This is a genomic window from Weissella sagaensis, from assembly GCF_010306265.1.
In the GTDB taxonomy this organism is placed as follows: Bacteria; Bacillota; Bacilli; order Lactobacillales; family Lactobacillaceae; genus Weissella; species Weissella sagaensis.
In genome coordinates this window covers 13554-37068 of record NZ_BLKA01000010.1, presented here as the reverse complement: position 1 = coordinate 37068, position 23515 = coordinate 13554, and the positions used below count along the sequence as shown (strand labels likewise).

Here is a 23515-nt window from a genome sequence, read left to right as displayed (position 1 = left end):
GAATAGATCTTTTCTCTTCACGATGCATCTTCACAATGCTGGCTTTAAAATCATCTTGATATCGTTTCATTGGAATGCTCCTATCTTGTTTTATTAATTATGGCACAACTGTTCAGAAATTTATGTACCAAATACTAGGATAGGAGCAAATAGTATACGAGTTAAAAATAAGTTGAAAGTATGTTCATCTGCACTAGGATTGTCTTTAGCTAAAACGTCATAAAGCCGTGCAAATCGTTCGGCCGCTTTTCGATCTGCAAGACTTTCCGCTTGATAATCCGTTTTCTCTATCCCATTCCAAGGTAAAAAAAAGTCTGCATTCTGAGGCAACTCTGTAAATAAAATGTTGAGAGTTGCTGTTGTCTTAGTATCAAATGCAGCAAAATTTTTAAAATTATTAGCGATAATAAATCTTGGCTTAGATTTCTCGCCTTTAATTTTTTGCTGAATTGCATCCACACCTTTAACAACATCATCTTCGGTTTCAAAATAATATAGCTTATTTTTAATTGTAAAAGGCTCTCCCTCTTGAAATTTTCGATTAGCACGGGTAATAGAAGTTTGAGGGATAGCGAAGTTATTTAAAAATTCAATAATGAATTTTTCTTTATTATTCACTGTAACTAATTTAGATATATTATCTTCAATTTCTGTAATGTTTAATCTTTTATTGGGGGTCATTTTATAACAACTTTCTATATTTATTGGCAATTCAACTCTCTAGATACTATGAACAAAGTAATACCACATATAAAGAAATATATCGATTAAAAATCGGCTAGCAGTTTTTAAATCACGTTACAGAAGGTTAATTGATAAATAACTTCCGTCATGGTTAATTAATACTTATTCAACTACTAAATCGGCTACTCTATCATAGATACTACTCCATAATTATCTTTTTGAATATTTTTTTACAAGTTGATTTAAAAAATCATTACGTAATCAAAAAGACATTCATTTATAGTGAATGTCTTTTAATAACTACCATTTAAAGCGTCATGAAAACTAGGTATATCTAATTTTCTGTAAATCCACGCGGCTATTATATCATATATTAAATCTAATTTTAAAAATGTATTACATAATATTTATCTATGTTATCGTATTCATATTCCCTCCATTTTTTGTGGCACTTTACTATCCACACAAGATTATTATATCGACAAATTTCGAAACTCAGCCAATCTAAGACTGACCACCAGGCATGACGTGATTCGTCTCACGGCTGTGAGACATGCTTCGTTTCTTTTTGCCGATTTTTAAATGGATGTAACCACTTGGCTAACTTAGCTTGGCAGGCTTGTTGTGCCAATTCTTGGTGTTGGGCTAAATCGACTTGATCACTCTGTAAACGATGCTCATATTGTTGATTAACTTCAACCAATTGTTGTTTAACCCGTTCCAAATCTTCTTGAGCCGTTTCTGCACGGAATTGCCACTTAGATGATTCAGCTTGCAGTTGGCCAATTTGGCCTTCCAGGTCCATTTTAACTGATTTCAATTGGTCATGGCGTTTCTCAAGATTAAGCACTTCTGCATTCGCAAATTGAAGACGTTCCTTTTCAGCTTGGGCTTTATCTGAATCCTCACGGATTGCTAAGGCATGTTCATGTTCCTTAATAAAATCTTGGCGGCATACTTCTAAATCACTCGATAACTGCCGATAAGCTTTCGTCATTAAATCATTAGCTTCCTTTTGCCCAGCCACAATTTGGTCGATCACTTTGTGGCGCTTAAATTTGGCTTGGTTATAGCGCAATTGTTGCACTTCTTGCTCGATATATTGCTTTTGCGTGGTAATAATTTGGGCAATTTCATGTTGAATAATTTGGTCACGATCACCCGTTAATTTAGCCGTCGTTTTGGCTTTATCAGTGGCTAATTGTTGTTCAAGCTTGGTTAACGTTTGTTCATGACGTTGTTCTTCTTCGGCAACAGCTTGTTGATAATCATTATCTAAAGCTGCTAACGAATTGTCCAAACGATCGCCATAATCTTTCGTATGACGTTGCGTTACCTGTTGTTTAATTGGTGTTTGCCAATCTGTTGTTAGCAGGTCATCAATGGCTTGTGTATCTTCATGCACATCAGCAATGTTTTGCGTCAGTGTCTCACGGTAAGCATCGGCCACCTTATCGGCGGTTTGTTGCATGAAGACATTTGCTTCTTTAGTTTCGCGTACCATCATCACGTCAACATAATCATCGCTTTCCGGTACCACCGTTTGTTTTCCATCCAATGGTTTCGTTTTGAAAAACGAAGTTTTAACTTGAAAGGCTTGAATAAGTTTGGCAATGGTTAAAGTGCTATCGGCGGTAGCTGCAGCTGGCATTACCGGTTGCGTGGCAACCGAAGCAGCATCTGCGACAGCTGTTGCACAATCATGATTTTTTTCGTACCAGATGCATGCAGCATTTGATTACCTGATGCCATCATGGCAATACCTAAAGCAGCCCCAATCGCTCCTAAAACAACCGTTAGCAAAATTAAAAAGGTAATCACTTTACTACCGGTGTTTTTAGCCGTTTCTTCCAAAGCAGCTGCGTGGACTAAGGTTGCTTGACTACTAGCTAATAGTATTGTCCCTACACTAAGCGTTGCCGTCACGAAGCCGCGTGACCATGGTTTTGTATATGTTGTCATTGTCTGACCTCCAAAAATTTAAATGTCACTATCTCTAGTGCAACCCTATCGTAACGAATTTTTAAAGGCCTATGTAAAAGTGTCCCAAAGAAATTTTTAAGTCATTAAAAAAAGAATAACCGCTCAACTTGGCAGTGCACGGCACCAAGTGAACGGTTGTTCTTGAAATCTAATTACCACAGTTAGTATGGCACATTAACTAATTGTCACAAACTATAATTTTACGTATACGATTATGATTGGAGCTTCAAAAATGATTGATAGCCTTCATTGTTATTAAAACGAATAATATGATCATTCATTGTCAATTGATGTTGACCCTGTTTGTCAGCCTTAAGCATTGCCAAGCGTAAGTTCACCTGCGTCACTTGCAAATAGTCACTTAAGGCAATTAAACTACTAAAATATTTTGCATAATCAACGATGTAATGCCTCTGTACCGATTTTTGCCAATACTTGTGTCCCAGCTCTTGCGCTGTTGAACTACTTAAATCTCCCTGACCAGCAACCAGAATGTGTGGTATCCAATTCATGCACTTCCCTCTCTTTCTTTTCCCGTTAACTTTTGTCATCGCAGAATTTCATTAAATTGCAATCATGATATTCATAGAAAATTAGGGAGATATCTTCATTGCAAACAAGGTACATTAGATAAAAGAACGGATAATTTGTTTCCATTAATGTCTAAGTCCCTTATTAAGCCACCTTTATTTACCGATTAGTCCTTTAAAACTACCAATTATCCAAAACATATAGATTTTTATTCATAAGTAATCTAATCTATAAATTGAAAGGAGCACAGGATCTTATGGAAATTAAATTTAATATTTCAAAATCATTCTCAGAGACATCTATTTCAATTAATAGCTCTCACAAAAATGATAATTTAATTTTGGCGGCAAAAGCCATTGACAAAATTATCAATCAAGAAATTTTAATTGGTTACCAAAACGAAAAGCGAACCGTCATCCCACTATATCAAATTATCAGTATCCATACCGATAACAAAAACATTATTTGTGAAACCCAATATAATACTTATCGCTTGAATAAACGAATTTATGAAATGAAAGAGCTTTTACCCAGCGCCCTATTTCTGCAACTTTCAAATTCAGAAATCGTTAATATTTCACAAATTAAAGAATTTAATTTAACCAAATCTGGAAATTATCAGGTTAATTTATTAAATGGTACGGTTACTTACACTTCAAGACGATATGCTCAATTAATTAGAAAGGAGCTTTTAAAATGAAAAAAATAATCAATATCATTCTATCTGGAACAATTATTGGCATTTGCATTGGTTTTTTAATTGCACTAACGTTTTCTTTAATAGGTCAAACATCACACTTTGTGCCCTCAGCACCTACCTTTGTTAACCACTTTTCCACTAACACAATGGCTACAGCAGTGTCTGCTATTTTATGGTCTTGCACTGGCATTTTATTTAGAAGTGCCTCATTAATATTCACTGTCGACAAATGGAGTATTACTCATCAAACAATTCTCCATTTTGTAATAACATTTATTATCTTTACGCCACTAGCAGTCCTAGCTGGCTGGTTTCCATTAAATATATCTGCGCTAATCACCTTTACTATCATATTTGTAGTTACATACATAATATTATGGTCAAATTTTATGCATAAAGCACAGCAAGAAGTCAAAGAACTTAATAGCTTATTAAAAAACAGATAATCCATAAAAAATTAAATACAATATTTGATCTTCACATTTTATGAGTGTGAATCGAGCCTATAGAGTTAAACAACTTTTCTTCTTAGGTAGTAACCTTACCGTCAAAATTCTTTCGGTAAGGTTACTACCTTATTTTGTTTTGATTTTATAAACTTACTTTTCCTTTAATCACCCACTTCGTTGCTATCGACTGCCATATTAAAGACTCCTTGTTGATCAATTTTAATCAGTTTATTAGTTTTACCATCATACGTAACCTGAAAGACTTTGATGGTATCTTGCCCTTCTTCATCTTCAAAGTTTAACTCTTGCGTTGTATAAACGGTTGCTTCTAGTTGCTGATCGGTAATTTTGGTTGGCACAACTTGATTTTTGACAAACGTCGATTGTAAGCCTAACTGCCGGGTTTTACTGTACTTATCTTCTTTAAATAACCGTCGGTTATCATAAACTGCGGGACTCACCACTTTTTTAGCGGCTTGACGGCGCTGATTATAGGCCTTTTGATCATCATAATTAAAGTAAGCACTCATAAACGTATCTAACCGTTCTTCCGTCCGACTATACAGTGGCCGTTCTCGTTCAAATTTTGACAATTTACGTTGCGTCTGTTGTTGCTTGAGGTGTGCTTGCTGTTGCTGACGTTCAGTTTGGTGATTAGCCCCGTTAAGCATGAAGGCACACCCCATCACGATGGCCACAACACTTAACCCGCTAGTAATCAAATAGAACCACTTAGTAGACGGTATCTTTGGCGTTTTCACTTGCTTTCACCTCCCCTAACTTGATGCTTTCAACGCGTAACTGACCTTGATACTGATCTAAGGTTAATAAGACAGTAAATTTTGATTTGACATGGCGTGTCTTGGCCTTTTTATCGTCCGATATACCAAAGGCTTCAATCTCAATCTGACCGTCACCGACAATTTCACCATCGGCCATTTTGTTAAATTGTAACTTATGTTGCGTTAGCTTCATGCCACTATTCATACCGGCCATTGCTTGAATCGCCGTATAAGCATCGGCGTTCCCATAAGTCTCATCCTTAGGACTAATATCACCTGATTTCGTGGCACGCGCTAACGCACGATTCAAAAACGCCACCGCCCGCTTTTGATAAACGGCATCAGTAACTAATTTTTCTTGGGTTTGGCGTTTCTGCTGGGTATTTTTTTGTTGGTGTTTGACTTGTTGGACTTGCTGTTGGGTTGTCTGTTGTTGCTGGGACTGCTTTTGGTCGTAAACAAAGGCCAGAACCGCAAAGATTATGCTTAACCCTAATACTAGTTTTAGTAGCCCTTTCGTAACTTTTTGTTTGTCCATGGCTTACTCCTTCGTGGCTTTAATGACATTAACTAAACGATCTGGATTATTGGCACCTGCATACCGGGCCACTTCCTGACCGGCCTTTAAATGAATGGCCGTGGGCACTTCAATCACATTATATTTTTGATATAAGTTTGAGTCTTTGGTATCCACCATCACGTAGTGATCGGCTTGGCCTGCTTGCACGGCTTGATTCACCTGCCGGACCACTTGCTGACAATCTGGACAACCCGTTTTATGAAAAATTAACACGACGTCATCCTGTGTTTTCTGTTGTTGCTGTAAGATTTGTTGGGGCTGCTTGGTGTCATGGTACGTATAATTACGCCAGGTCCAGTAACCGCCAACGGCAATCGCAATACTCACTAACAAAGCGAGTATGGTAGTTGCATATTGTTTAACTTTCATGTTTAATCCCTACTTTTTATCTTTATCTTGATCAGTTGAAAATGGTCCGGCAGGTACGGTTTGCCCCTTTTCCGGAACTGCTTTACGGGGCACTTTTGATAGATAATCGCCACCACTTACGAGCCCATCTGATTGGGGTGCGAAAGCGGGCTTCTTCTTATTAACCCCAAAGTGCACATGCACACCGGTTGCGAGACCGGTTTGACCTTGGTGTGAGATATGTTGCCCTTTATGGACGGTATCCCCTTTATTTACAACAATTGAGTCTTGTGAAGGGGCATGCCCATAATAGGTGTAGCTACCATCTTTATTTTTAATAATGACATTGTTACCACCCGTTGCATCAGCGGCTTTGGCATAGACTTTACCGTCGGCAACAGCATAAACATTGCTGGCATCACCATTTTCTTTGGCGCCCACCGTTTGAAAGTCCACACCGTAATGTGGGCTACCACCGGCGCCTTGGTAATTTGGATAACCACCCGTGATATTGTACTGGCCTTTAATGGGTAACCCAGAACTCGTTCCAGTTGCTGGTGGACAATTATTAGGGTTCAATGTGGCACCACCTTGAGCCGTGGTGGCATCACCGCCGGTGAGGTCCGTTAAGCTCCCGGAAAAGTCTAACTTAAACACCTGCTTAACCCTTTGCGCTGTCGCTAAGGTTTGTGTTGACTTACGCTGTGGGTCCGAGGCGGCGACACCTTCAAAATGCACGTCCCATGCTTCTAACGAATGCGTTAAATCGGCATTACGCATATGCGTTAAGGTGGCTGCATGACTAGACTTTAATTCTTTAATTGCTAAATTAACTTGGCTATCAACATTGTCTTGCGTGTCTTTATATCGATTACCATTTACACCACCAGCACCCCATTGCCAAATCCCTTTCACTTGTCCACTCGGATTTTCAGCTTTGGGATTAAATTGACTTTCACGTAACCCAATCGCTAATGCTGCAGCAATGTTATCGCCGCTCATATGTAACTCATTTTTAAATTTATCAGCTGCTGCTTGCATCGCTTTGTGGGTATTGGATTTACTATCTTTCCAATCACCACCAATGCCGGCACCAGCAGAAGTGTCGTTATTACTGGGGTAGCAAACTTGACTATCATCACTACTGCCACCGGCTAACAGATTAATCACCACCAGAAAGAAGAATAATAAACCAATTAACACAAGCAGTATCGGCACCAAGATTTTAACCCAAAACCAAATTGTGATGGCTTTTTTCATCGGCTAACCCCCAATCGCTTGCAGCAACAAAATAATACCCAACACTAAGAAAATCACGACAGTGATTAATAATAAGCGCAGTGTGCGTTTCACCACTGCCGGGTCCTTTTTGGACCATTCACCTGTTGCTTTATAATGTTCATAATCCCGTTGTGCATCCACCCGAATGGTACTGGGTTTATAAGGATTTAAACGGCTTTTATTATGTTCTTTTTGACTCATTTAGATACCTCCACCATACATCCGTAATTGGGCATCGGTTGGCCGATAAGCTGTAATAAAAATTGATTGGTAACCCCGCAGAATTAATAAGAATTGTCCCACTTGTAACATCGGTAACGTATCTAATTGATCCGGCGTGGCATCTGAACGACTCGTCACGCTGGCATAACGATTTTTGTCATCTTCTGGTAACCGGCCAATATGATGATTTTGGAAACGATTGAAAAAGTCGGTCATCGCACGGGTTTCTTCTGAATCTTGTTGTTGTCCAGTCGGTAATACGTTCTTTAAACCAGGGAAAATCATAAACAAGCCAAAGTAATTCTTACGCTGTTGTTGCATCATCTTATCGGCAAACGAAACGCCTAACGGGTTCGTATAGTTAATGACGTCATCAGCCTCATCCTGGATCCACCAGAAGTATTTCGGTGCTGCCGTTCCATTGGCAACCGTTTGCTTGGTAAATTCACCACGTTGTTCTCGGGCTAACTGTTGGTATCCATTCATGACGACATAAGCATTCATTAACGACATAATACTAAAATATTGCGCAGCGTAAACTTTTGGTTCCCATTCGGCCATACCTGACGTATCAAACATGATCAATTGTTCGTCTGACAAATCAGGCACATCCGTATGACCATTCACTTTTGAGCCATATTGATTTAAAAGATTATTTAATACCATGACAATATTATCTAAGCGGTCTCGGTTATTACCGGTAAAGTCACGCGCATTTAGTTGTCGGGCCTGTAGATAACTAATAAACGTTTCCAAAGTTGGATAGGCATTTGCATCTAATCCAATAATCCGTAATTCTTCCGGGTGATCTTCAGGTGAATATGACCACATCTCTTGATCTTCAATATAAAAGCGTCGTAATTCATCCATGAATAGATTCAATTCACCCACACCGGCTTCTGGATTTAAGGTGGCATAATACGTTTTAACCTTTTCTAAGTGTTGTAAAAAGGAATTAATGACATCAATTTGACCATGTTCATCTAGCACTGTGCCAAAAACATGCAAGATATTTACCCGGTTTTGGGAACCATCCATGGTTAGAATTAGGCCCCCTAACTGTTGAATGTGGGGAAAGTACCGGCGGGTACGATCGAATAACCAAATCGTGTCGCCACGAGCAAATAACGGATCCAATTGCTGGTGCATCCAGGTTGATTTACCTGAACCAGAATCACCAATAATTAAGTTATAGGCCGTGGTACGATGTTTACCATCCGAATGACTGGGGTCAAAGGTGACCTCACCCCCTTGAAAAGTCGTGGCCAAATTGGCACCTCGTGGATCAGCCAAAAATGTTTGGTTAAAGGCATAAGTGCCGGCCAATGAATAAGATTTCATGGGAAAGCCTTTATCTTTGAGCGCAATATCTTGTACCTTCATCGCTGGAATAAAGAATTGGCGCATATGATTAGCCATTTCGCCAGCATAGACCATTGATTTATAATTACTCAAACGTTGTCGAAAATCATCTAGCTTCATGCGCAATTTTTCAATCGTTCGTTCTGTAAATAATACGCGCACGTACAAGCGTTTATAGATTTCTTGCCCATTTAAGGCATCATTCAAATCGGCCATGTTTTGTTGGTACTCATTACCCGCCAACAACTTGCGTTGATCGTTTTGCCACTTATCCCCTAAAATCGCATTATTGGCATTCGCTGCATCTTGTAAGGCTTTTTCCACTTTGGCCCGTGATTCAGTTCCAACCTTCAAAATCGTAATCGTATTATCAGTATCTAACAAATTACGGAACCACATTTGTTGTTGGGTTTCTTTTGGATAATCATAGATGGTGACAATCGTACCGACCCCATTACCGAAATGAATATAATCAGAATGATAAATCGTAGGACTCGGATTTTGGACCTGCCAGATTAAATCTAAATCATAACCTTGATTGCGTAGTTTTGCTGCCACACTTTTTTTCATGTTTACGCCTCCTTTAATTTATTGCTTGTTTATTGATTTAATTGTTGTGTCGGATCTTGTAAGATCTGCAACATCGTTTGTTTTTGCTTTAATGACATCGGTTGGGCTGTGATGGCACGACCACCGGAACTGATAAAGATTTCTCTGGCAGTCCGGGTTTCTGCTGCTGATTCACCATAAATAAAAGCCGTATAGCTTTGGTGCTTCACGTTTTCGGCCACGTGGCGTAAACTGGCAATTTGATCCGTGACTAATTGATGGCGGAGTTGTAATTGCCGATAACGTCGTGCATCTGTGGTTTGCGCCATTTCTGCATCAATTGCGTGCCGATTAGCCAACCAAGCCCGTTGTTGGATGGTAGTTTCAGCGGCCATTCGTGTGATGATAATATCAAAATCACTGGTAAACGTATTGAGTAACAAATGGTAGTCGCGAATAATATTTGAGGCTCCTTCGGAACCGACACCATAGACGAAATCTAAGTCTTTACCATAAATCGTCAACATATCCATGTAACCCGCATCTTGTTTGTCATTACCGGCTAACACTAATAAATTATCCTCTCCTTCGAAACGTTTAAACGGTAATAAATCCAACAGGTCAACTTTTGGTCGCCTTAATTCAGCAACTTGTTTCAATGATAATTGGTGCTTTTTTTGTTGTTTAAACCCCATTTAATCCTCCTTTTCCAACGGCATGCATTTCATTGAGCCGTGCAGACTTTGTGAACTGACCGTTTTAGGACCGCGTACAAAGACTTCATCAATCACCAAACTATTCGGATTGCTGGGTGCTGGTAAGATGGCGTAAATTGCTGTAACCACCATGACCACCAGAAAAAAGCCTTTTGAAAACGTCAATTGATATGAAAACGCTTTGGATAGCATGATATAGGTAAACATGAAAAAGCCTCCTAATACCGCTAGTCGTTCAAAATTTAAAAATAAAAGTCGTGGTTGCTTTTTCCAGATGTTGTTACCTGGTGAAAACTCACGATAGTTATAACCTTGCATAAAAATGCCACCTTTCAATAATTTATTTCTTTGATTAACTACCGTTATCGTAACGAATTTTTTAAGGCCTATGTAAAAGTGTCCCAAAGAAAAAATCAAGCATGTAACGTTATACTTAACCGTATACGCTTTGTTATACGGTTAAGTATATTTATAAATGTAATTTTACGTATACTTATACGTATAATATTAAGTATGTTTAAAGATATACGTAACGTATACACTTAATAAAAGCCTGGTGTTATACTGTTTACAGCGTTAAATTATTTCTTTGATTAACTAACCAAACTTTCATTTTGACAAATAAACAAGCGAGGAAATAATGATGCAAATTATGACATTTACTGGATCAAAAGGTGGCGTTGGTAAAACCACGCTGGTCTTTAATTACGCTGCCTGGCTGGCACAACACAATTATCACGTCCTATTAATCGATGGTGATTTTCAGGCTAACTTAAGTGCCACATATGATTTAATTACCAACGAAAATACGTTATTAGATGTGTTTATTGGTGGTGAACCCGTCATCCAACCAGTTGCCCAAAATATTGATTTATTGCCAGCTTCGCCCAATTTGGATCGCGTTGAAGGCTTAATTCAAACGAAAATGTATCGTGAATATTTATTGATGCAGTGGATGCGTCTACACGTCGATACTATCCAGTCTTACGACTACATTTTGATTGATACCCATCCAGAATTTGGTTTACTCACGAAAAATATGATTGCAGTTAGTGATGCCGTCATCGTGCCGTTGGAACCCAGTGAGTATGGTTTTAAACAGCTCAAAACCCAATTTGAACTCCGCATGACCGAATACCAACAAGACAGTATTGACCCCCGGACGGGCGTCAGTGATATTGATGCCCAAGTTTATTATGTTGGTAATAAAATCCAACATAATACTATTGAAAGTCGCCAGTTTCGTGAAGCATTAGCAACGATGCCAAATGTCATTGCCCAAATTGACGCCCGTGAAATCATGCGCAAATCAACCGCTCAAAAACAAGCCGTCGTTGAGATGCCCGCTAGTATCTTGAGACAGTACCCCGGTTTTAAAGAGCAGTTAATAACCCAATTCACACGCATGACGCAAACTTTGCAAGATAATCAACACAGTTAGGAGTATATTTATGTCATTTAATTCAAAACAATCTACTAGTGACCAACAGATGAAAGAGGCCTTTGCTCAAAACCCCGTTCGCCAACACAATGCTGCTGATTTAGTAGCTAGTCTTAATATCAATACCAAACCCACGAGTGAACGTAAGCAATCCGTATCAATTACAATGACCCCTACGATGAAAGAGGAATTAACAGCCCTTGCGAAGCAAAACGGTTATACCGGTTTATCAAGTTTTGCCGTTGAAATTTTTCAAGCCATCTTAGATCAACAATCAAAAGATTAATTAAGTGCATAATAAAAGGCGTTCAACACAGAATTCATGTTGGACGCCTTTTTCATATAGATAAATATACGTAATCGTATAATACTACATATACTTATAGTTATACTTAAACGTATACTTTTAAGTATATTGTATCATTAACGAATCAAATCATTGACATACTCTTTAACATCAGGATCTTTTTGTGCTTGTTCGGGACTATTAAAGTACCAATTAAAAGATAAATCAGTATAATAGGTCATATTTTCATTGAACTTACTGTTGTCAGATAGCGCAGAATCAATACGCCCAATTTCACCATATCCTTTTTCTTTATTCACCAAGTGTTTATCGTTAAATAATTGATTAGTTCCTAATTTAGTTTTTTCATTATAGTTGCCGGTTGGCAAGTGATTTTCTTTTTGTCCAAATTTATATACTAAATACTTTTTAATTTGTTTTGCCGACCAAGTCGTCCGATACAGCGTTGGATCGTCCTTCCTCAAATGCACATAATGACCTGCCGGCGCTTTTTCAAATTGTTCATCAATTTCCAACTTACTAAAAGCTTCATCTGATAAGGGTTGATTATGTTTATAGATACCATATGACACACCACCCGTCGCCACCACGAGTACTGCAATGATGCCAATAAACCATTTCATTTTGTTACTCATTTTAATCCTCCATCATGCCCTGACTATGATCGTTGCGGATTATCTTTTTTCGGATAAGCCTGACGCAAATCATTTTGTACTTCCTTTTCAAGTCTATCATATACAGCATTTGATGATTGCCGGGTAGCTGACGTCTGTCTAGTTGGTTGACCACTCGTTTGTCGACCCGTGCTATTTTGTACTGTCTGACCCGCATTATTGGCATGTTGATTAGGTGCCGGTTGACTCGTCATCGGTTGATTAATTGGTTGTGTTAGTCTCGTCGTTGGCTGCGGTCCTGCACTCACTGATCGTCCTGGCATTGCTGATTGAGGTGTGCTTGTTTGTGCTGTTGTATTTGATGTACCACCCGTCACGCTTGTTGCTGGTTGTTGGCTACCACTACTTTGACTAACACTACTTGCTGGCATTGGTTTAGGTGGTGTCATGGCCGGCTTGGCTGTACTTTGCAGGCTACCATTAGTTGTACTAGTTGTTTGTCCGGTCGTTTGACTTAACTGACTCGTGGTTGCTGATTGACTGCTGCCACTACTACTACTTAATGAGCTAATAGGTTGTGTGCCAGGGTTATGTGCTTGGGCGGGTGTACGCAAGCCATTAGAACCAGCCGTTTGACTCGCCTTTCGAGTAGCTGTACCAGGCGCTTGTTGTCCGTTATCCTCACCTTTGTTCATAGTCTCATGAGCACCACCACCAGTTGCTGGTGATTGACTGGCAGCTGCATTAACGGGCAAACCATTCAACCCATTTGCTGAGCGCGTCGTCGCACTATTTTTTTGCTTTCCTGAACTTGTGCCATCACTACCGAATTTTGCATTGGCACCTGCTTGTACCGCTTGTTGCGTCGCTTGATTATTCTTACCTGCTTGGGCAATCTTGGCTTTCATCGACTGGGCACTACCCACAGCTTTTTTACCGCCTTTTGCGGCACCACGCGTAACACCACCAATCATATGTGCTGCTGTACCCGTGACACCCTTGGTGGCTCGACCCACTGTTGCCCCGGTGACTGCTGCCCCAATCAAACCACTGGCAGTATTGCCATGACCCGTTGGCATACCGGTCCAATCATCAATCAAAGCAAACCCGGATAATAAGCCTTTACCAGCTGCTAATAGTAACGCCACACTGATAATCGTGTAAGGTCCCCATGATAGATTTTGGTTACTAATGGCCGTCATACCCCATTGGACGAAAGCAAAGAACAAAATAAGGTTCAGCGGCAACAATGCCATTCCTAAAATACTACCTTCCATCACATGTAAAATTTGCATCGCTTTTTTACCTTCCATATCACGAAAGGCTAAAGCCAGTAGGGTTAGTGAATAATAAGCTAGTCGGAAGAAACGCACGATTAATTCAATAATCGCCAAAAATCCGATAATGGCAAAGACAATTTCGGCAGCGATAATCCCAATCCAATTTACTTTGACTCGAGGGTAAACTTCTTCGGTTCCTTTTAACCAACCACCTTTATCAACCTTTTCAGTTGTACTTTCACCTTGTTTATTGTCAAAAACTTTAACAGCTTGTTTATTTTTGATAACTTTCTTGGCCTTGTCGTCCATCGTATCTGTAAAAATTGACGATTTAACAATCGCATTCGACGACGTTTTTTTAATTGGACTGTAATCGTGAATATTACCTTCTTTGACCTTAAAGTCGGCTTGCGCCAACTTTTTGAGATCAACTGAATTATTTTGCCAAATATCAGTTAAAATACTGTGCCCACCTTTTTGTGCCGACGAAGTATTTGTTCCTAACATGGCCTGATTCATACTTTTTGCAACTTTAGTACCTCCTGAAATTAACATAGGTACTAAAGCAATGATAATAATGGCTGTGACGATGCCGGACGGCCATTCTTTACCTCTTCGCCCTGACGTTAAATTAAATTGAATTAATTGCACGGCCATCATCACGGCTAAAATAATAATCCCAATCATGAAAAATGTACCAATATACTGGGTTAAGCTATACCCTGAAATATCTTGACCCGTGCCATCAGATTCAGTAAAAATTGTACTAAACTGGGCTAGTTTCCAAGCAGCATTCCACGCTGTCAAAACCGCATTGGCCAAGTCATAACATAAATCGGCAATCCCTTGACACATCATTTGTAAGACCGACAAAAACATCCGGGATTTTGGTTGTAAATAATCGGCCCATGACTCATAAAACGCATTGGTGGGCCCATTTGCTGGCAGTGGTACCAATCCTATCATGTGCATTTCCTCGCTTTCTTAATTTTCTACTTCTTGTGCGTCACGTAATTCCGCAATGGTCATCAACAAATTAAAGCAACGGTCATCATCGACCATAAAATCACGCATTGCTGCTTGTTGGTTTAATTGTTCATGGCGCTTAAAGAATTTATGTACCACGGCATCTGCTTGCACTGCTACCTTATCAGTATCAGCCGTTATGGCTGGCGTATCTAAAGCGTCGGCAATGGCATCTTCTACTTGTTGAACAAACGCCCAATTTGACATCTCCATCTTTGATATCAAAGGTTCGTCGGCATGTGCCGAAAATTCACGTTGCCAGATCGTAAAATCGTCGACTTCATCGTCATCAGCAGCATTAGATTCATTAGTTGCGGTTTCCTGGCTTTCAGCCACCTCGTTAGTTTCACCAATTTTATCGTTGCTTGTGGTATCAGCTAACGTTTGATTTTGTGGTTCAGGCATGATCGTTTGTGTTTGCTCTGTTAACTTATCGTCTTCGTCCGTCACAATTTTTTCCGGATTAACTTGCGCAGCTAATTGTTGATAATAACCACTGTAATCTTGGAAAATATCTTGATAACTCAAGTGCTTGGTATTGTTTTTAATCCGTAAGTCGGTAGTGTAATAATCCAAACGATAAGTTTGACCAATGAGATCACGGGCATTGGGCATCAACGTTTTCCCAGTATCAAAGATTGGCAGTGGTCGGATACGGCGCCACTTTTTATCGTTACGCTTAGCCGTTCGCATAATCACCATTTCCCCATCGTTCAACTCCTCTAACTCTTTGGCTGACAGTAATGGCATCTTATCAATAGAAACTTGACGATTTCCTTTATCTTGTTGCTGTTCACCCATCTGTGAGTTCACAATTTCCTTTTGCACCTCAATCTCACCTAGACGATCTGAAACGGCTTGGTTGGTATCCCGATCCTTGGTTTGAATATGGAATTGCGTCAACATATTGTTCATGATTTCTTTAGCTTCTGACTCTGAATAATGTTTAGCGACTTGGACGTCATCTTGCACATACATATCAACGATATGACCGTAGGTTAGACCACGGGTTAAGAAATTATCAAACCCCGGAATCCGGGGGAACATAGAAAACTCATTTAACTTGTAGATAATCTGTCGGTCCATTTTTCTTCTTGTGATTTCCGAGGCAATTTGTGTATTCACGGAGAAAACTTGTCCTAGGAACAAGGACGCAATTGCAGCATAGTTATCATTACTTTGTGGCGTGACGATAAACACGGCTTTAGGTTTTTCTGAATACCGTAAGCTAAAGGTAGCTGGTATCTCATCATTGATTAAATGTTGTTGCAACGGATAACTGACGACTTGCTTAACCGGCCGTTGACTCTGTGGATCCACTTTAATTTGGTGATTCAACTGGCGTTTAATTCGCTTTTCACCACTAATTTGCAACCATGATTTTTGTAGATGCTTGGGATTACCTTTATCCGCAAAATGAATCTTGATTAACCAGTCATCCGGAAAGACATGCTGGAACGGATATTGAATAACCCCCGCTCGACTAACCTTCACGGCATCTTGTTCTAGGTAATGTCCTTGCGCTTGATCATCTTGTCGTTTGTAAAGTTCCACCATGGCGGTTGCCCCAGCATAATCTGTTGGCACATTAACCTTTAACATGCGGGGAAAACCGTAATCTGAAATTTGGATGGTTGAACGTGACGTTAAACGCGCCACCGTTTCTGACGCAAACAAACTTGATCGACTTTGTAAGGTAAACATGACGGATGATTTGGTATCACCTGTTGCGCCTAAGTAAGACCCGGCCTTTAGGATAGCTTCATTAATAATCGGTGGCATCGGATCTAGTTTGCGTAGCATATTGAAATACTGCGTCAAGCCATCCAAATTTTTATCCTTTGGATCATTAAATTGATTAACTGAATTAATAAATTGTGGCACGCCGGCTGGCGTGGCTAACGTTTGATCATCCTGCTCCATCGCTAACCATAAGAGAATCAAAATAATCGCTAGTTGCGTATCCTCAGCGGTTTTATCCCAAATATCATTCCCACCTTCAGATGAACTCGATGAGCCAATAATTTGTACAATCACCATTGCCTCGTCTCGGGCCTTATCTAATTCACCCGCCATTGCATAATTCAAAGCAACTTGAAACGGGTTCCACGATTCAGACCAATCCGTGTCGGCAATGTTGAGTAATTGCACTTCATACCCGGCTTTTTGTAGCGGAATAAATGACATCTTGGCATCTTCATTTTTTGCATCGGTATCAATGATATTGGGTTGAATTTCGGCTCGACGCATAATATCAATAAAAATATAGCCTCGCCGTTGGTCCTTACCAGAACGGGTTGCCCCGGTGGTAATCGCGTGTGTCGGTTTTGGATCAATCCAGTAAAAGCCTTGAAAACCACCTTCAACCGTGCGTTTGGCATCAAAATACTTGTTTAATAGTGGTAGTTGCATCAACCGTGGTCGCACTTGTTGGTACCATTTGGGAAAGCTTTCGCGATTTAAGCCCAGTGGGGCTTTGACCACTTGTTTTAGCCAAAGGAGCGGGTGTAATTTGAAAAAAGCAAACGCATATCCCGAAATATGACTAATTGGTTGACCTGCTGGCCCCTTGTAAAACTTGTTCCGATCGGGAATTAAAACATAAGTGCGTTCAATTTCATTTAGTGTCGCCCAACGGTTTTGATTAGTGGTGCGATCACCAAATTTTTGCACCCAGTCATACCAATTTTTAACCCCTAACCGACAGAAAATGGCAAACACTAGCAACATAATCGCCCAAATGATGTAAGAATGTTCATGTAAAACTCCACCAGATAAGGAAAACATCACGTATTGTTGTAAGTAATCCCAGCTAAAAGCCGGTTTAAAATAAACATTGAATAGATTTAAGGCCATATTACCGAGACCTGATCGAATGATATACCAAAGCGCCCCGGCTAATGTGCCAACGAGTAGCGCCATCACGATTCCTACTGCACAATAACCAATAAAGATTATGAGTTGAAACCAAAATTGCCCGCGCAAACGAATTTGGCTTTGTTTTTCATACGACCGGGCTTTCTCATAACGATTCCCAAACCATTCTCTACTCATGCACCAACCTCCTCTTGTGTGATGGGTAATTCTGCTTGTGTGACGACGGCTTGCCAACTACCACGTGGATGCGTCGCATCCGGTGGATTCCCCCAGGCACGAAAGACAAAGGAATGTCCGTTCACTTGGCCGGTTCGTCGTTCATGTAAGATCGCCGTTGCCATTTGTGATTCGACAAATTCCATGATGGCATCATCTAATGGCCGTACACCTAGGCTTTTGCGATACCCCTTATCCACTAAGAAATCAATTAATGGATGCGTTTCAACCACCCGATCATTGACAAATTCTTGCCCACTGGCAAAACTTGGAATTAATTGACTGACATCTTGTGACCGATAAACCAATTGATAGCCTTGTCGTTGCGCTTGACGATTAAGTTTGGTTAATTTCAAGTCAATAATTCGCTTCACGTCTGGCACTTCTAACGGTTCAAAAATAATGGTCGCCCCAATACGACTGATAAATTCTTGTCTTAAATCGGCACCTAACAAGGCATTTTCAAAGTTTTTACTGAAGGTCACTTGATGTTGTGGATCATGGCGGTAACTATCGCTTTTGGCAGCTCGTTCGATAATTAATTGATGACCAATATTGGTGGTCATGACGATAATTAAATCTTTAAAGTTAATCGTTTGGCCGCGTTCGTTAGTTAAGCGCCCATCATCAAGAATTTGTAGCAATAAGTCCAACACCATCGGGTCTGCTTTTTCAATCTCATCCAGTAGCAAAACTGAATAGGGATTAAACTTACCAGCTTCAGCGGCTCGTTCAGCAAACCGCGCCATTGATTGCTTGGCAAATTTAAATTCCGACATATCAAAGCGAATTAATTGCCGTTCGTCTCCAAAATAATGCACGGCTAAGGCTTTAGCCGTTTCCGTTTTTCCCACACCGGGTGTACCGGCCAGCAGAAATGATAATGGCTTACTCATATCACCTAATCCAGCCGCACGCACGCGAATACTCGTGACAATTTTCTTTAAAGCGGCATTTTGCCCCATCACTTGCCCTTGCATCCGTTCATATAACTGGAATAACCGGTCATTATCTTGTTCAGTTAAAACAGACATTGGCACCCGGTAACGTTCATTGATGATACTGGCCACATCTTGGGTTGTTAAGACCGAACGGTCATTCATTTTTGCCTCAACTAAAGCATTATCTAGTAAGGTAATGGCCTTTTCCGGAAAGAAATGCGTGGTAATGTAGCGATCAGAAAACTGAATGATTGTCTTAATTACCTCATCCGGTACGGTCAGATGATCTGGATTAACCGCAATAATGCGTTGTAAAGTCGTCCGGGTTTGTGCTGGTGTAAATTCATCCAGCATGACTTTGTCAAATCGACGTTCCATGGCATTATCCGCTTCAATATATTGTTTAAATTCATGATTAGTGGTTGCCCCAATGACTTGGATCTCACCACGACCGATGGCAGGCTTTAAAATATTGGCTGCATCCATACCGGAACTACCTTCTGCACCCGTCCCAATAAGTTCGTGCATCTCATCAATGAATAATAAGATCTGCGGATTGGCTTTGACTTCCGCCACCAAATGATGCAAATTAGCTGCAAAATTATTGCCCGTAGTATTTGACATTAAACTGGCCAACTCTAATGAATGCACCTCGCGATTAACTAATGTGCCATGTAAGCTGGCATCATTGGTTAAAATCCGTTTAACCAGTTCTTCAACTAGCGCCGTTTTACCAACACCCGCTTCACCTAATACAGCGGCACTATTTTTCTTATGTTGATTTAAAATTCGGACCAAACGACCCAGTTCAACATCACGGCCAAAGGCACCGTATTCAGTTGGATCTGCCGCAATTACCTGGTTTAAATTCGTAGTAAAGACGTCTAAATAACTGGTTGTCATGCGTCATCATCTCCTCCCAAGGGTAATTCACCATCCTGACCCGCAACGCGGGTTTGTTCTGACAGCGAAACAGTTTTAGTTGGTTGTTGTTTATTTTGTTGCAGCTGGGCTAATTCTTCAGCTGTAAAGAGCTGTTCAATCCCTTGTCCTTGTTGGCGGGCTTTAATATTAGCTAAGCGTTTTTGCGCTTCTTGATCCAGTTCGGTTTGAATGTCCTGCATTAATGAATCATCTTGTCGAATGGCATTTAAGCGTTTTTCTAACGCTGCACTAGCTTTTTGCGTATCCATAAAATGTTCTCCTTGTAATTCCATGTCTTGGGTTGCTGTTAAAGTCGGGACTAAATCTGCTGGAATGACTTCTGCATCAACAGGGAAAACATTAACTAATGTCATTTGTTGATCAGCAGGTTGTATCGTAAATTCATAGATTTCATTTAAAACGGGATCACCGGCTGGAAATAACACATGATAATGTTCAGCCATGACGGGTAATTCTAGTAATCCGTCCGCTGCTTGTTCAGTATCCACGCTTAACATATACAGTCCGTTGCCTTGGGCAATTTGGACTAACTTACCTTGTATTGTGGTCATCTTGCTTGTCCTCGTGTTTTCGTTTCATTGGCTTGATCTTGGGTAACCTGGTTTGTGGCCATTTGTACAGCGGTTGGCTGGATGTTAGGCACCGCCCGCCGGGCATACGTTATTTGTTGGCCATTTGTGAGGCGATCTGATAAATAATTTGTGATTGACGTACTCGCTCTGGTCACATCGGTTATTAGATTAGGTGTTTTCTCTTTTAGGTCGGAAAATTCCTTTAAGTGATTAGTCCAATCACTCATATATTTTTCACTAATATCACCAGGTTCCACGCCGACATTTTTTAAGACCACATAACTGGTCATTTCAGCTTGCAACTCTTGCACCCCGTTAGGGATCTTGTCATCACTTTGTTGATGTAACGCCGTATGCCCCATTTCATGCGCTAACGTAGCAATTCGATCCGTCACGGGTAAATCTGGGCGTAAAATAATTGTTGGTTCATCTGGTTTTTGCCGATTAATCACTGTCGCCCCCTTGGCTACTCCGTGACTTGTCATCGGCTTATGATCCGCTAAGAATTTAATCGCCCCTTGGTCTTGGTCAACCACTCGGGCATGTTGTTCATCTTGCGCATACTTTTTAAGTGTTTGATAAACGGTTTCCAGGTGTTCCGCTGATTGATCAGTGGCTAAATTAACCGGCCGGTTGGGTAACAACTTCGGTAAGTCATCCAATTTCGCATTGGTTTGTTTGACATCAAACACCGTTTCAATTGGATAGTGCTTGACCGTGCGCGTTTCTAAATCACCGGCTTTGGCTTGTTGGCGTTGTTCAGCAGTGGCATCACGCCAGTACACACGATCACCTTCGGGAGTCACAATACTTTGCAAATTTTTAGGGGCGCCATAAATCTTCATTCCCTTTTCGCCCTTATTCACTTGAATGCCCCGTTCAGCAAATTGTTTATAACCCATCACAATCGTGGCATCTTGCCGTTGCCCATAAATTAGTAGTGTATTTCGGGGTGAATAGTTTTGGCCCTGGGCCACAAAATCCAAATAGTTTTGCACTTCTTTGGGATCATTCTGATAATTTTGCACACGCGTCAACGCATCTTTAATAATTTCTTCATTCCGTTCACGACTCTTGCCCTTACGGTCATCACGCCGTTGTTCACGCGTCTTGCGTTGTGGTTGTGCAATTTGCTTGTCATCACTTGCCGGTGCTTTAGCAGCCGGCTTAGCTTGTTGTGTAAACGTTTCTAGTGCGGCTAATTGTTGTTGGTTTTCAGCCATCGTGAGTGTTTTAATAGCGAGGTCATGTGCCTTTAATTGATCGTTCCAATCTTTACCTTGTGTTGGGATTTGCCTAATATTTGTCATACCTTCAAATTGCAACATATCAAAGGGTGCTGCTGCTTTAAACCCGGCTAAATCATTATCCGTTGCTAAAACGAGTTGCTTGGGTAAATGGCCGTTTAATTGCTTCATGCGATCTAGTTGAGACAATACCTTTTGGTGATCCGTCCCCGATAGTGATAAGAAAGTTGTATTTTTATTTTGAGGTTCCGTAAAATGCATCTGTGCATATGAGAGTGCATCAATCGGTGATTCAAAAACAATCAACTGATCAGCCCCATTTCCAGTGCGAAAGTTATACCCGTAACGGGTATCGGATCCAGCGGCGACCTTCTTTTGCGTCCCACGCTTGCCATATTTTTCAAAATTAATTTCAGTCCCTTGTTGATCTAAACCGACGACTTGGTCATTTTCATCGTACCATGGAAATAAAATGGCTGGTTTTTGCCATTCTTTTGTCTGGCGGTCCTGTCTTGGTTTACCTTGTTTAATAAAATCAGCGTTTGCCAGACGTTGCACAAATGTGGCATCAAAACCTCGTTCATTTACCAAATAATTTTCTGAATTATTTGTCGTTTGTGCGGTACGCCACCTTTGCCAATTAAATTGATAATTATCTGTTGTTGCAGGTGTTTCGTACTTCGTTTTATCGGCTGCATCTTGCCCATTGTAATGGCGTCCATACTCTGACCAACGGACCCACGCTTCTTTAGGGGTTACCTCCTCATAAGCGGCAATAAAGTCACCTAAATCACCCGAAATTTGTTTGGAGTTCCAAAAAAAGACATTCTTATCAGTATTAATAACACAACTATCGTGATCAACCAGCCGCACACGATTGTGTTCGGTGGTGTAATCAATCCCTTTATAATCTAAATACCCTTGAATGGGTAACGCCTTCATGGCGGCACGATTAATGGCCATCTAATTCACCTCCATCCGCTGTTGTCGACGTTGTGGTGTCAGTCGGTGCGACTTGGGCAATAAACTGCTCAATCGTTCCTAAATCATCAGTGTGTAGATTATCTTGTAACTTTTTAACTAATTCTAGTTGGACTTGTTGCTTTAATTCGGCCACTTCGCCTTTTAAGACCTTAACTTTGGCCTCGGCATTGGCTAATTCAGTTTGTTTCTTGTCTAAACGCATTGCTAATTTCTTTGATACCATGTGTGATCTCCCTTAAAAATTGTTTTAATTTCTTGATTCTAGGGTTATCGTAACGAATTTTTACAGGCCTATGTAAAAGTGTCCCAAAGAAATTTTTAACAGTTATACAAAGAAGATTTATTAATAACCCCAGGCCCCGCAAGCGGGGGTCTAAGCAGGCTTACGCCTGCCACCACCTGATGTCACTGGGCCTGCCTTATGTGCCTATCATTTATAGCATGACAGCAGTTAGTCCTAAGTCGCCCGCGACTAAGGACAACTAGGACCAAGCACAAGGGTAAATAACACGGCTACGCCGCCCTTGTGCTTGGTCCCGCTATCTGCTAAAAATTTCCCGTCACAACGACAAACCCAGCAACAACAGGTGGTTGCTGGCAGAAAAAAATTTCGTCACACCTAGTCAGTATTAAAGGAGTTTTACTATGTCTCAAAATTTAACCGATTTTTCATTAACGTTTTTAGCATGGCATGGGTTCCGACCCACACCACTACCTTTTGCAAATGATAATTTTGCTGATATTGATTTATCAACTGCAGAAATTGATAACTTAATAACCGCTTTACAATCAGCAAAAGCACATCATGAACAAGTAACCATTCGTTTAAGTAATGCCGACTATCAAAAAGATGTCGAAAGTTAAAAACGTTGCTTAAA

At 40.4% G+C, this 23515-nt stretch carries 24 protein-coding genes; 5 read left to right on the top strand and 19 right to left on the bottom strand.

What is annotated here, in order from left to right; genetic code table 11:
* Positions 1-120: 120 nt before the first annotated feature.
* The 4 genes from G7Y65_RS08605 to G7Y65_RS08590 form a co-directional block, all read right to left on the bottom strand.
* Positions 121-681 (bottom strand): type IIL restriction-modification enzyme MmeI, encoded by a 561-nt coding sequence (locus G7Y65_RS08605; protein ID WP_165314813.1) that lies wholly within the window; start codon positions 679-681, stop codon positions 121-123.
* 541 nt (positions 682-1222) lie between these two features.
* Positions 1223-2335, bottom strand: a complete 1113-nt coding sequence (locus G7Y65_RS08600; RefSeq protein ID WP_165314812.1) for a hypothetical protein — start codon at positions 2333-2335, stop codon at positions 1223-1225.
* Entirely contained in the window at positions 2335-2646 is a 312-nt protein-coding gene (locus G7Y65_RS08595) for a hypothetical protein (RefSeq protein WP_165314811.1), read from the bottom strand. Before G7Y65_RS08595 ends, G7Y65_RS08600 begins: the two co-directional genes overlap by 1 nt.
* Before the next feature lie 233 nt (positions 2647-2879).
* On the bottom strand, positions 2880-3179 hold the full coding sequence (locus G7Y65_RS08590; protein WP_147161871.1) for a hypothetical protein: 300 nt from the start codon (positions 3177-3179) through the stop codon (positions 2880-2882).
* A 275-nt stretch (positions 3180-3454) separates the two neighbouring features.
* Here G7Y65_RS08590 and G7Y65_RS08585 point away from each other — a divergent pair, with 275 nt between their 5' ends.
* Positions 3455-3898 carry a LytTR family DNA-binding domain-containing protein gene (locus G7Y65_RS08585; protein ID WP_165314810.1) on the top strand — a complete coding sequence of 148 codons (444 nt, stop codon included), beginning with the start codon at positions 3455-3457 and terminating at the stop codon, positions 3896-3898.
* Positions 3895-4344: a DUF3021 domain-containing protein gene (locus G7Y65_RS08580; RefSeq protein WP_147161873.1), complete on the top strand. Its 450-nt coding sequence runs from the start codon at positions 3895-3897 to the stop codon at positions 4342-4344. Before G7Y65_RS08585 ends, G7Y65_RS08580 begins: the two co-directional genes overlap by 4 nt.
* A gap of 164 nt (positions 4345-4508) precedes the next feature.
* On the opposite strand, the gene G7Y65_RS08575 is transcribed toward G7Y65_RS08580, so the two are convergent.
* From G7Y65_RS08575 to G7Y65_RS08540, 8 genes are read right to left on the bottom strand one after another with little or no spacing between them, the layout of a single operon-like run.
* The gene (locus tag G7Y65_RS08575; protein WP_165314809.1) at positions 4509-5108 is read right to left on the bottom strand and encodes a hypothetical protein; all 600 of its coding nucleotides are present in this window, start codon (positions 5106-5108) and stop codon (positions 4509-4511) included.
* Positions 5080-5667 (bottom strand): hypothetical protein, encoded by a 588-nt coding sequence (locus G7Y65_RS08570; protein ID WP_165314808.1) that lies wholly within the window; start codon positions 5665-5667, stop codon positions 5080-5082. The genes G7Y65_RS08575 and G7Y65_RS08570 overlap by 29 nt, the downstream gene beginning before the upstream one ends.
* A 3-nt stretch (positions 5668-5670) precedes the next feature.
* On the bottom strand, positions 5671-6078 hold the full coding sequence (locus G7Y65_RS08565; protein ID WP_147161875.1) for a thioredoxin family protein: 408 nt from the start codon (positions 6076-6078) through the stop codon (positions 5671-5673).
* 9 nt (positions 6079-6087) lie between these two features.
* On the bottom strand, positions 6088-7317 hold the full coding sequence (locus G7Y65_RS08560) for a phage tail tip lysozyme (RefSeq protein WP_165314807.1): 1230 nt from the start codon (positions 7315-7317) through the stop codon (positions 6088-6090).
* Positions 7318-7320: 3 nt separating this feature from the next.
* The gene (locus tag G7Y65_RS08555) at positions 7321-7539 is read right to left on the bottom strand and encodes a hypothetical protein (protein ID WP_147161877.1); all 219 of its coding nucleotides are present in this window, start codon (positions 7537-7539) and stop codon (positions 7321-7323) included.
* The gene (locus G7Y65_RS08550; protein WP_131473547.1) at positions 7540-9492 is read right to left on the bottom strand and encodes a putative type IV secretion/conjugal transfer ATPase; all 1953 of its coding nucleotides are present in this window, start codon (positions 9490-9492) and stop codon (positions 7540-7542) included.
* Between the two features lie 29 nt (positions 9493-9521).
* Positions 9522-10166: a hypothetical protein gene (locus G7Y65_RS08545; protein ID WP_147161879.1), complete on the bottom strand. Its 645-nt coding sequence runs from the start codon at positions 10164-10166 to the stop codon at positions 9522-9524.
* Positions 10167-10505 carry a hypothetical protein gene (locus G7Y65_RS08540; RefSeq protein WP_131473548.1) on the bottom strand — a complete coding sequence of 113 codons (339 nt, stop codon included), beginning with the start codon at positions 10503-10505 and terminating at the stop codon, positions 10167-10169. It abuts the gene before it with no gap.
* Between the two features lie 322 nt (positions 10506-10827).
* Here G7Y65_RS08540 and G7Y65_RS08535 point away from each other — a divergent pair, with 322 nt between their 5' ends.
* Together G7Y65_RS08535 and G7Y65_RS08530 are read left to right on the top strand one after the other, a co-directional pair.
* Positions 10828-11628, top strand: coding sequence for a ParA family protein (locus tag G7Y65_RS08535; RefSeq protein WP_165314806.1), 801 nt, complete (start codon positions 10828-10830; stop codon positions 11626-11628).
* A 10-nt stretch (positions 11629-11638) separates the two neighbouring features.
* Positions 11639-11914, top strand: a complete 276-nt coding sequence (locus G7Y65_RS08530; RefSeq protein ID WP_043941720.1) for a hypothetical protein — start codon at positions 11639-11641, stop codon at positions 11912-11914.
* A 137-nt stretch (positions 11915-12051) separates the two neighbouring features.
* On the opposite strand, the gene G7Y65_RS08525 is transcribed toward G7Y65_RS08530, so the two are convergent.
* The 7 genes from G7Y65_RS08525 to G7Y65_RS08495 are packed head-to-tail and all read right to left on the bottom strand — an operon-like array spanning position 12052 to position 22860.
* Positions 12052-12570, bottom strand: a complete 519-nt coding sequence (locus G7Y65_RS08525) for a hypothetical protein (protein ID WP_147161882.1) — start codon at positions 12568-12570, stop codon at positions 12052-12054.
* 23 nt (positions 12571-12593) lie between these two features.
* The gene (locus G7Y65_RS08520; protein WP_165314805.1) at positions 12594-14795 is read right to left on the bottom strand and encodes a pLS20_p028 family conjugation system transmembrane protein; all 2202 of its coding nucleotides are present in this window, start codon (positions 14793-14795) and stop codon (positions 12594-12596) included.
* An 18-nt stretch (positions 14796-14813) separates the two neighbouring features.
* On the bottom strand, positions 14814-17909 hold the full coding sequence (locus tag G7Y65_RS08515) for a type IV secretory system conjugative DNA transfer family protein (protein ID WP_165314804.1): 3096 nt from the start codon (positions 17907-17909) through the stop codon (positions 14814-14816).
* Positions 17906-19792 carry an AAA family ATPase gene (locus G7Y65_RS08510; RefSeq protein ID WP_165314803.1) on the bottom strand — a complete coding sequence of 629 codons (1887 nt, stop codon included), beginning with the start codon at positions 19790-19792 and terminating at the stop codon, positions 17906-17908. The genes G7Y65_RS08515 and G7Y65_RS08510 overlap by 4 nt, the downstream gene beginning before the upstream one ends.
* A complete protein-coding gene (locus G7Y65_RS08505) occupies positions 19789-20385 on the bottom strand; it encodes a hypothetical protein (RefSeq protein WP_165314802.1) in 597 nt (198 codons plus the stop codon). Before G7Y65_RS08505 ends, G7Y65_RS08510 begins: the two co-directional genes overlap by 4 nt.
* On the bottom strand, positions 20382-22616 hold the full coding sequence (locus G7Y65_RS08500) for a toprim domain-containing protein (RefSeq protein WP_147161887.1): 2235 nt from the start codon (positions 22614-22616) through the stop codon (positions 20382-20384). Before G7Y65_RS08500 ends, G7Y65_RS08505 begins: the two co-directional genes overlap by 4 nt.
* Positions 22606-22860, bottom strand: coding sequence for a hypothetical protein (locus G7Y65_RS08495; RefSeq protein WP_042494222.1), 255 nt, complete (start codon positions 22858-22860; stop codon positions 22606-22608). The genes G7Y65_RS08500 and G7Y65_RS08495 overlap by 11 nt, the downstream gene beginning before the upstream one ends.
* Positions 22861-23282: 422 nt before the next feature.
* Here G7Y65_RS08495 and G7Y65_RS08490 point away from each other — a divergent pair, with 422 nt between their 5' ends.
* Positions 23283-23501, top strand: a complete 219-nt coding sequence (locus G7Y65_RS08490; protein WP_042494223.1) for a hypothetical protein — start codon at positions 23283-23285, stop codon at positions 23499-23501.
* The last annotated feature ends 14 nt before the right edge of the window (positions 23502-23515 follow it).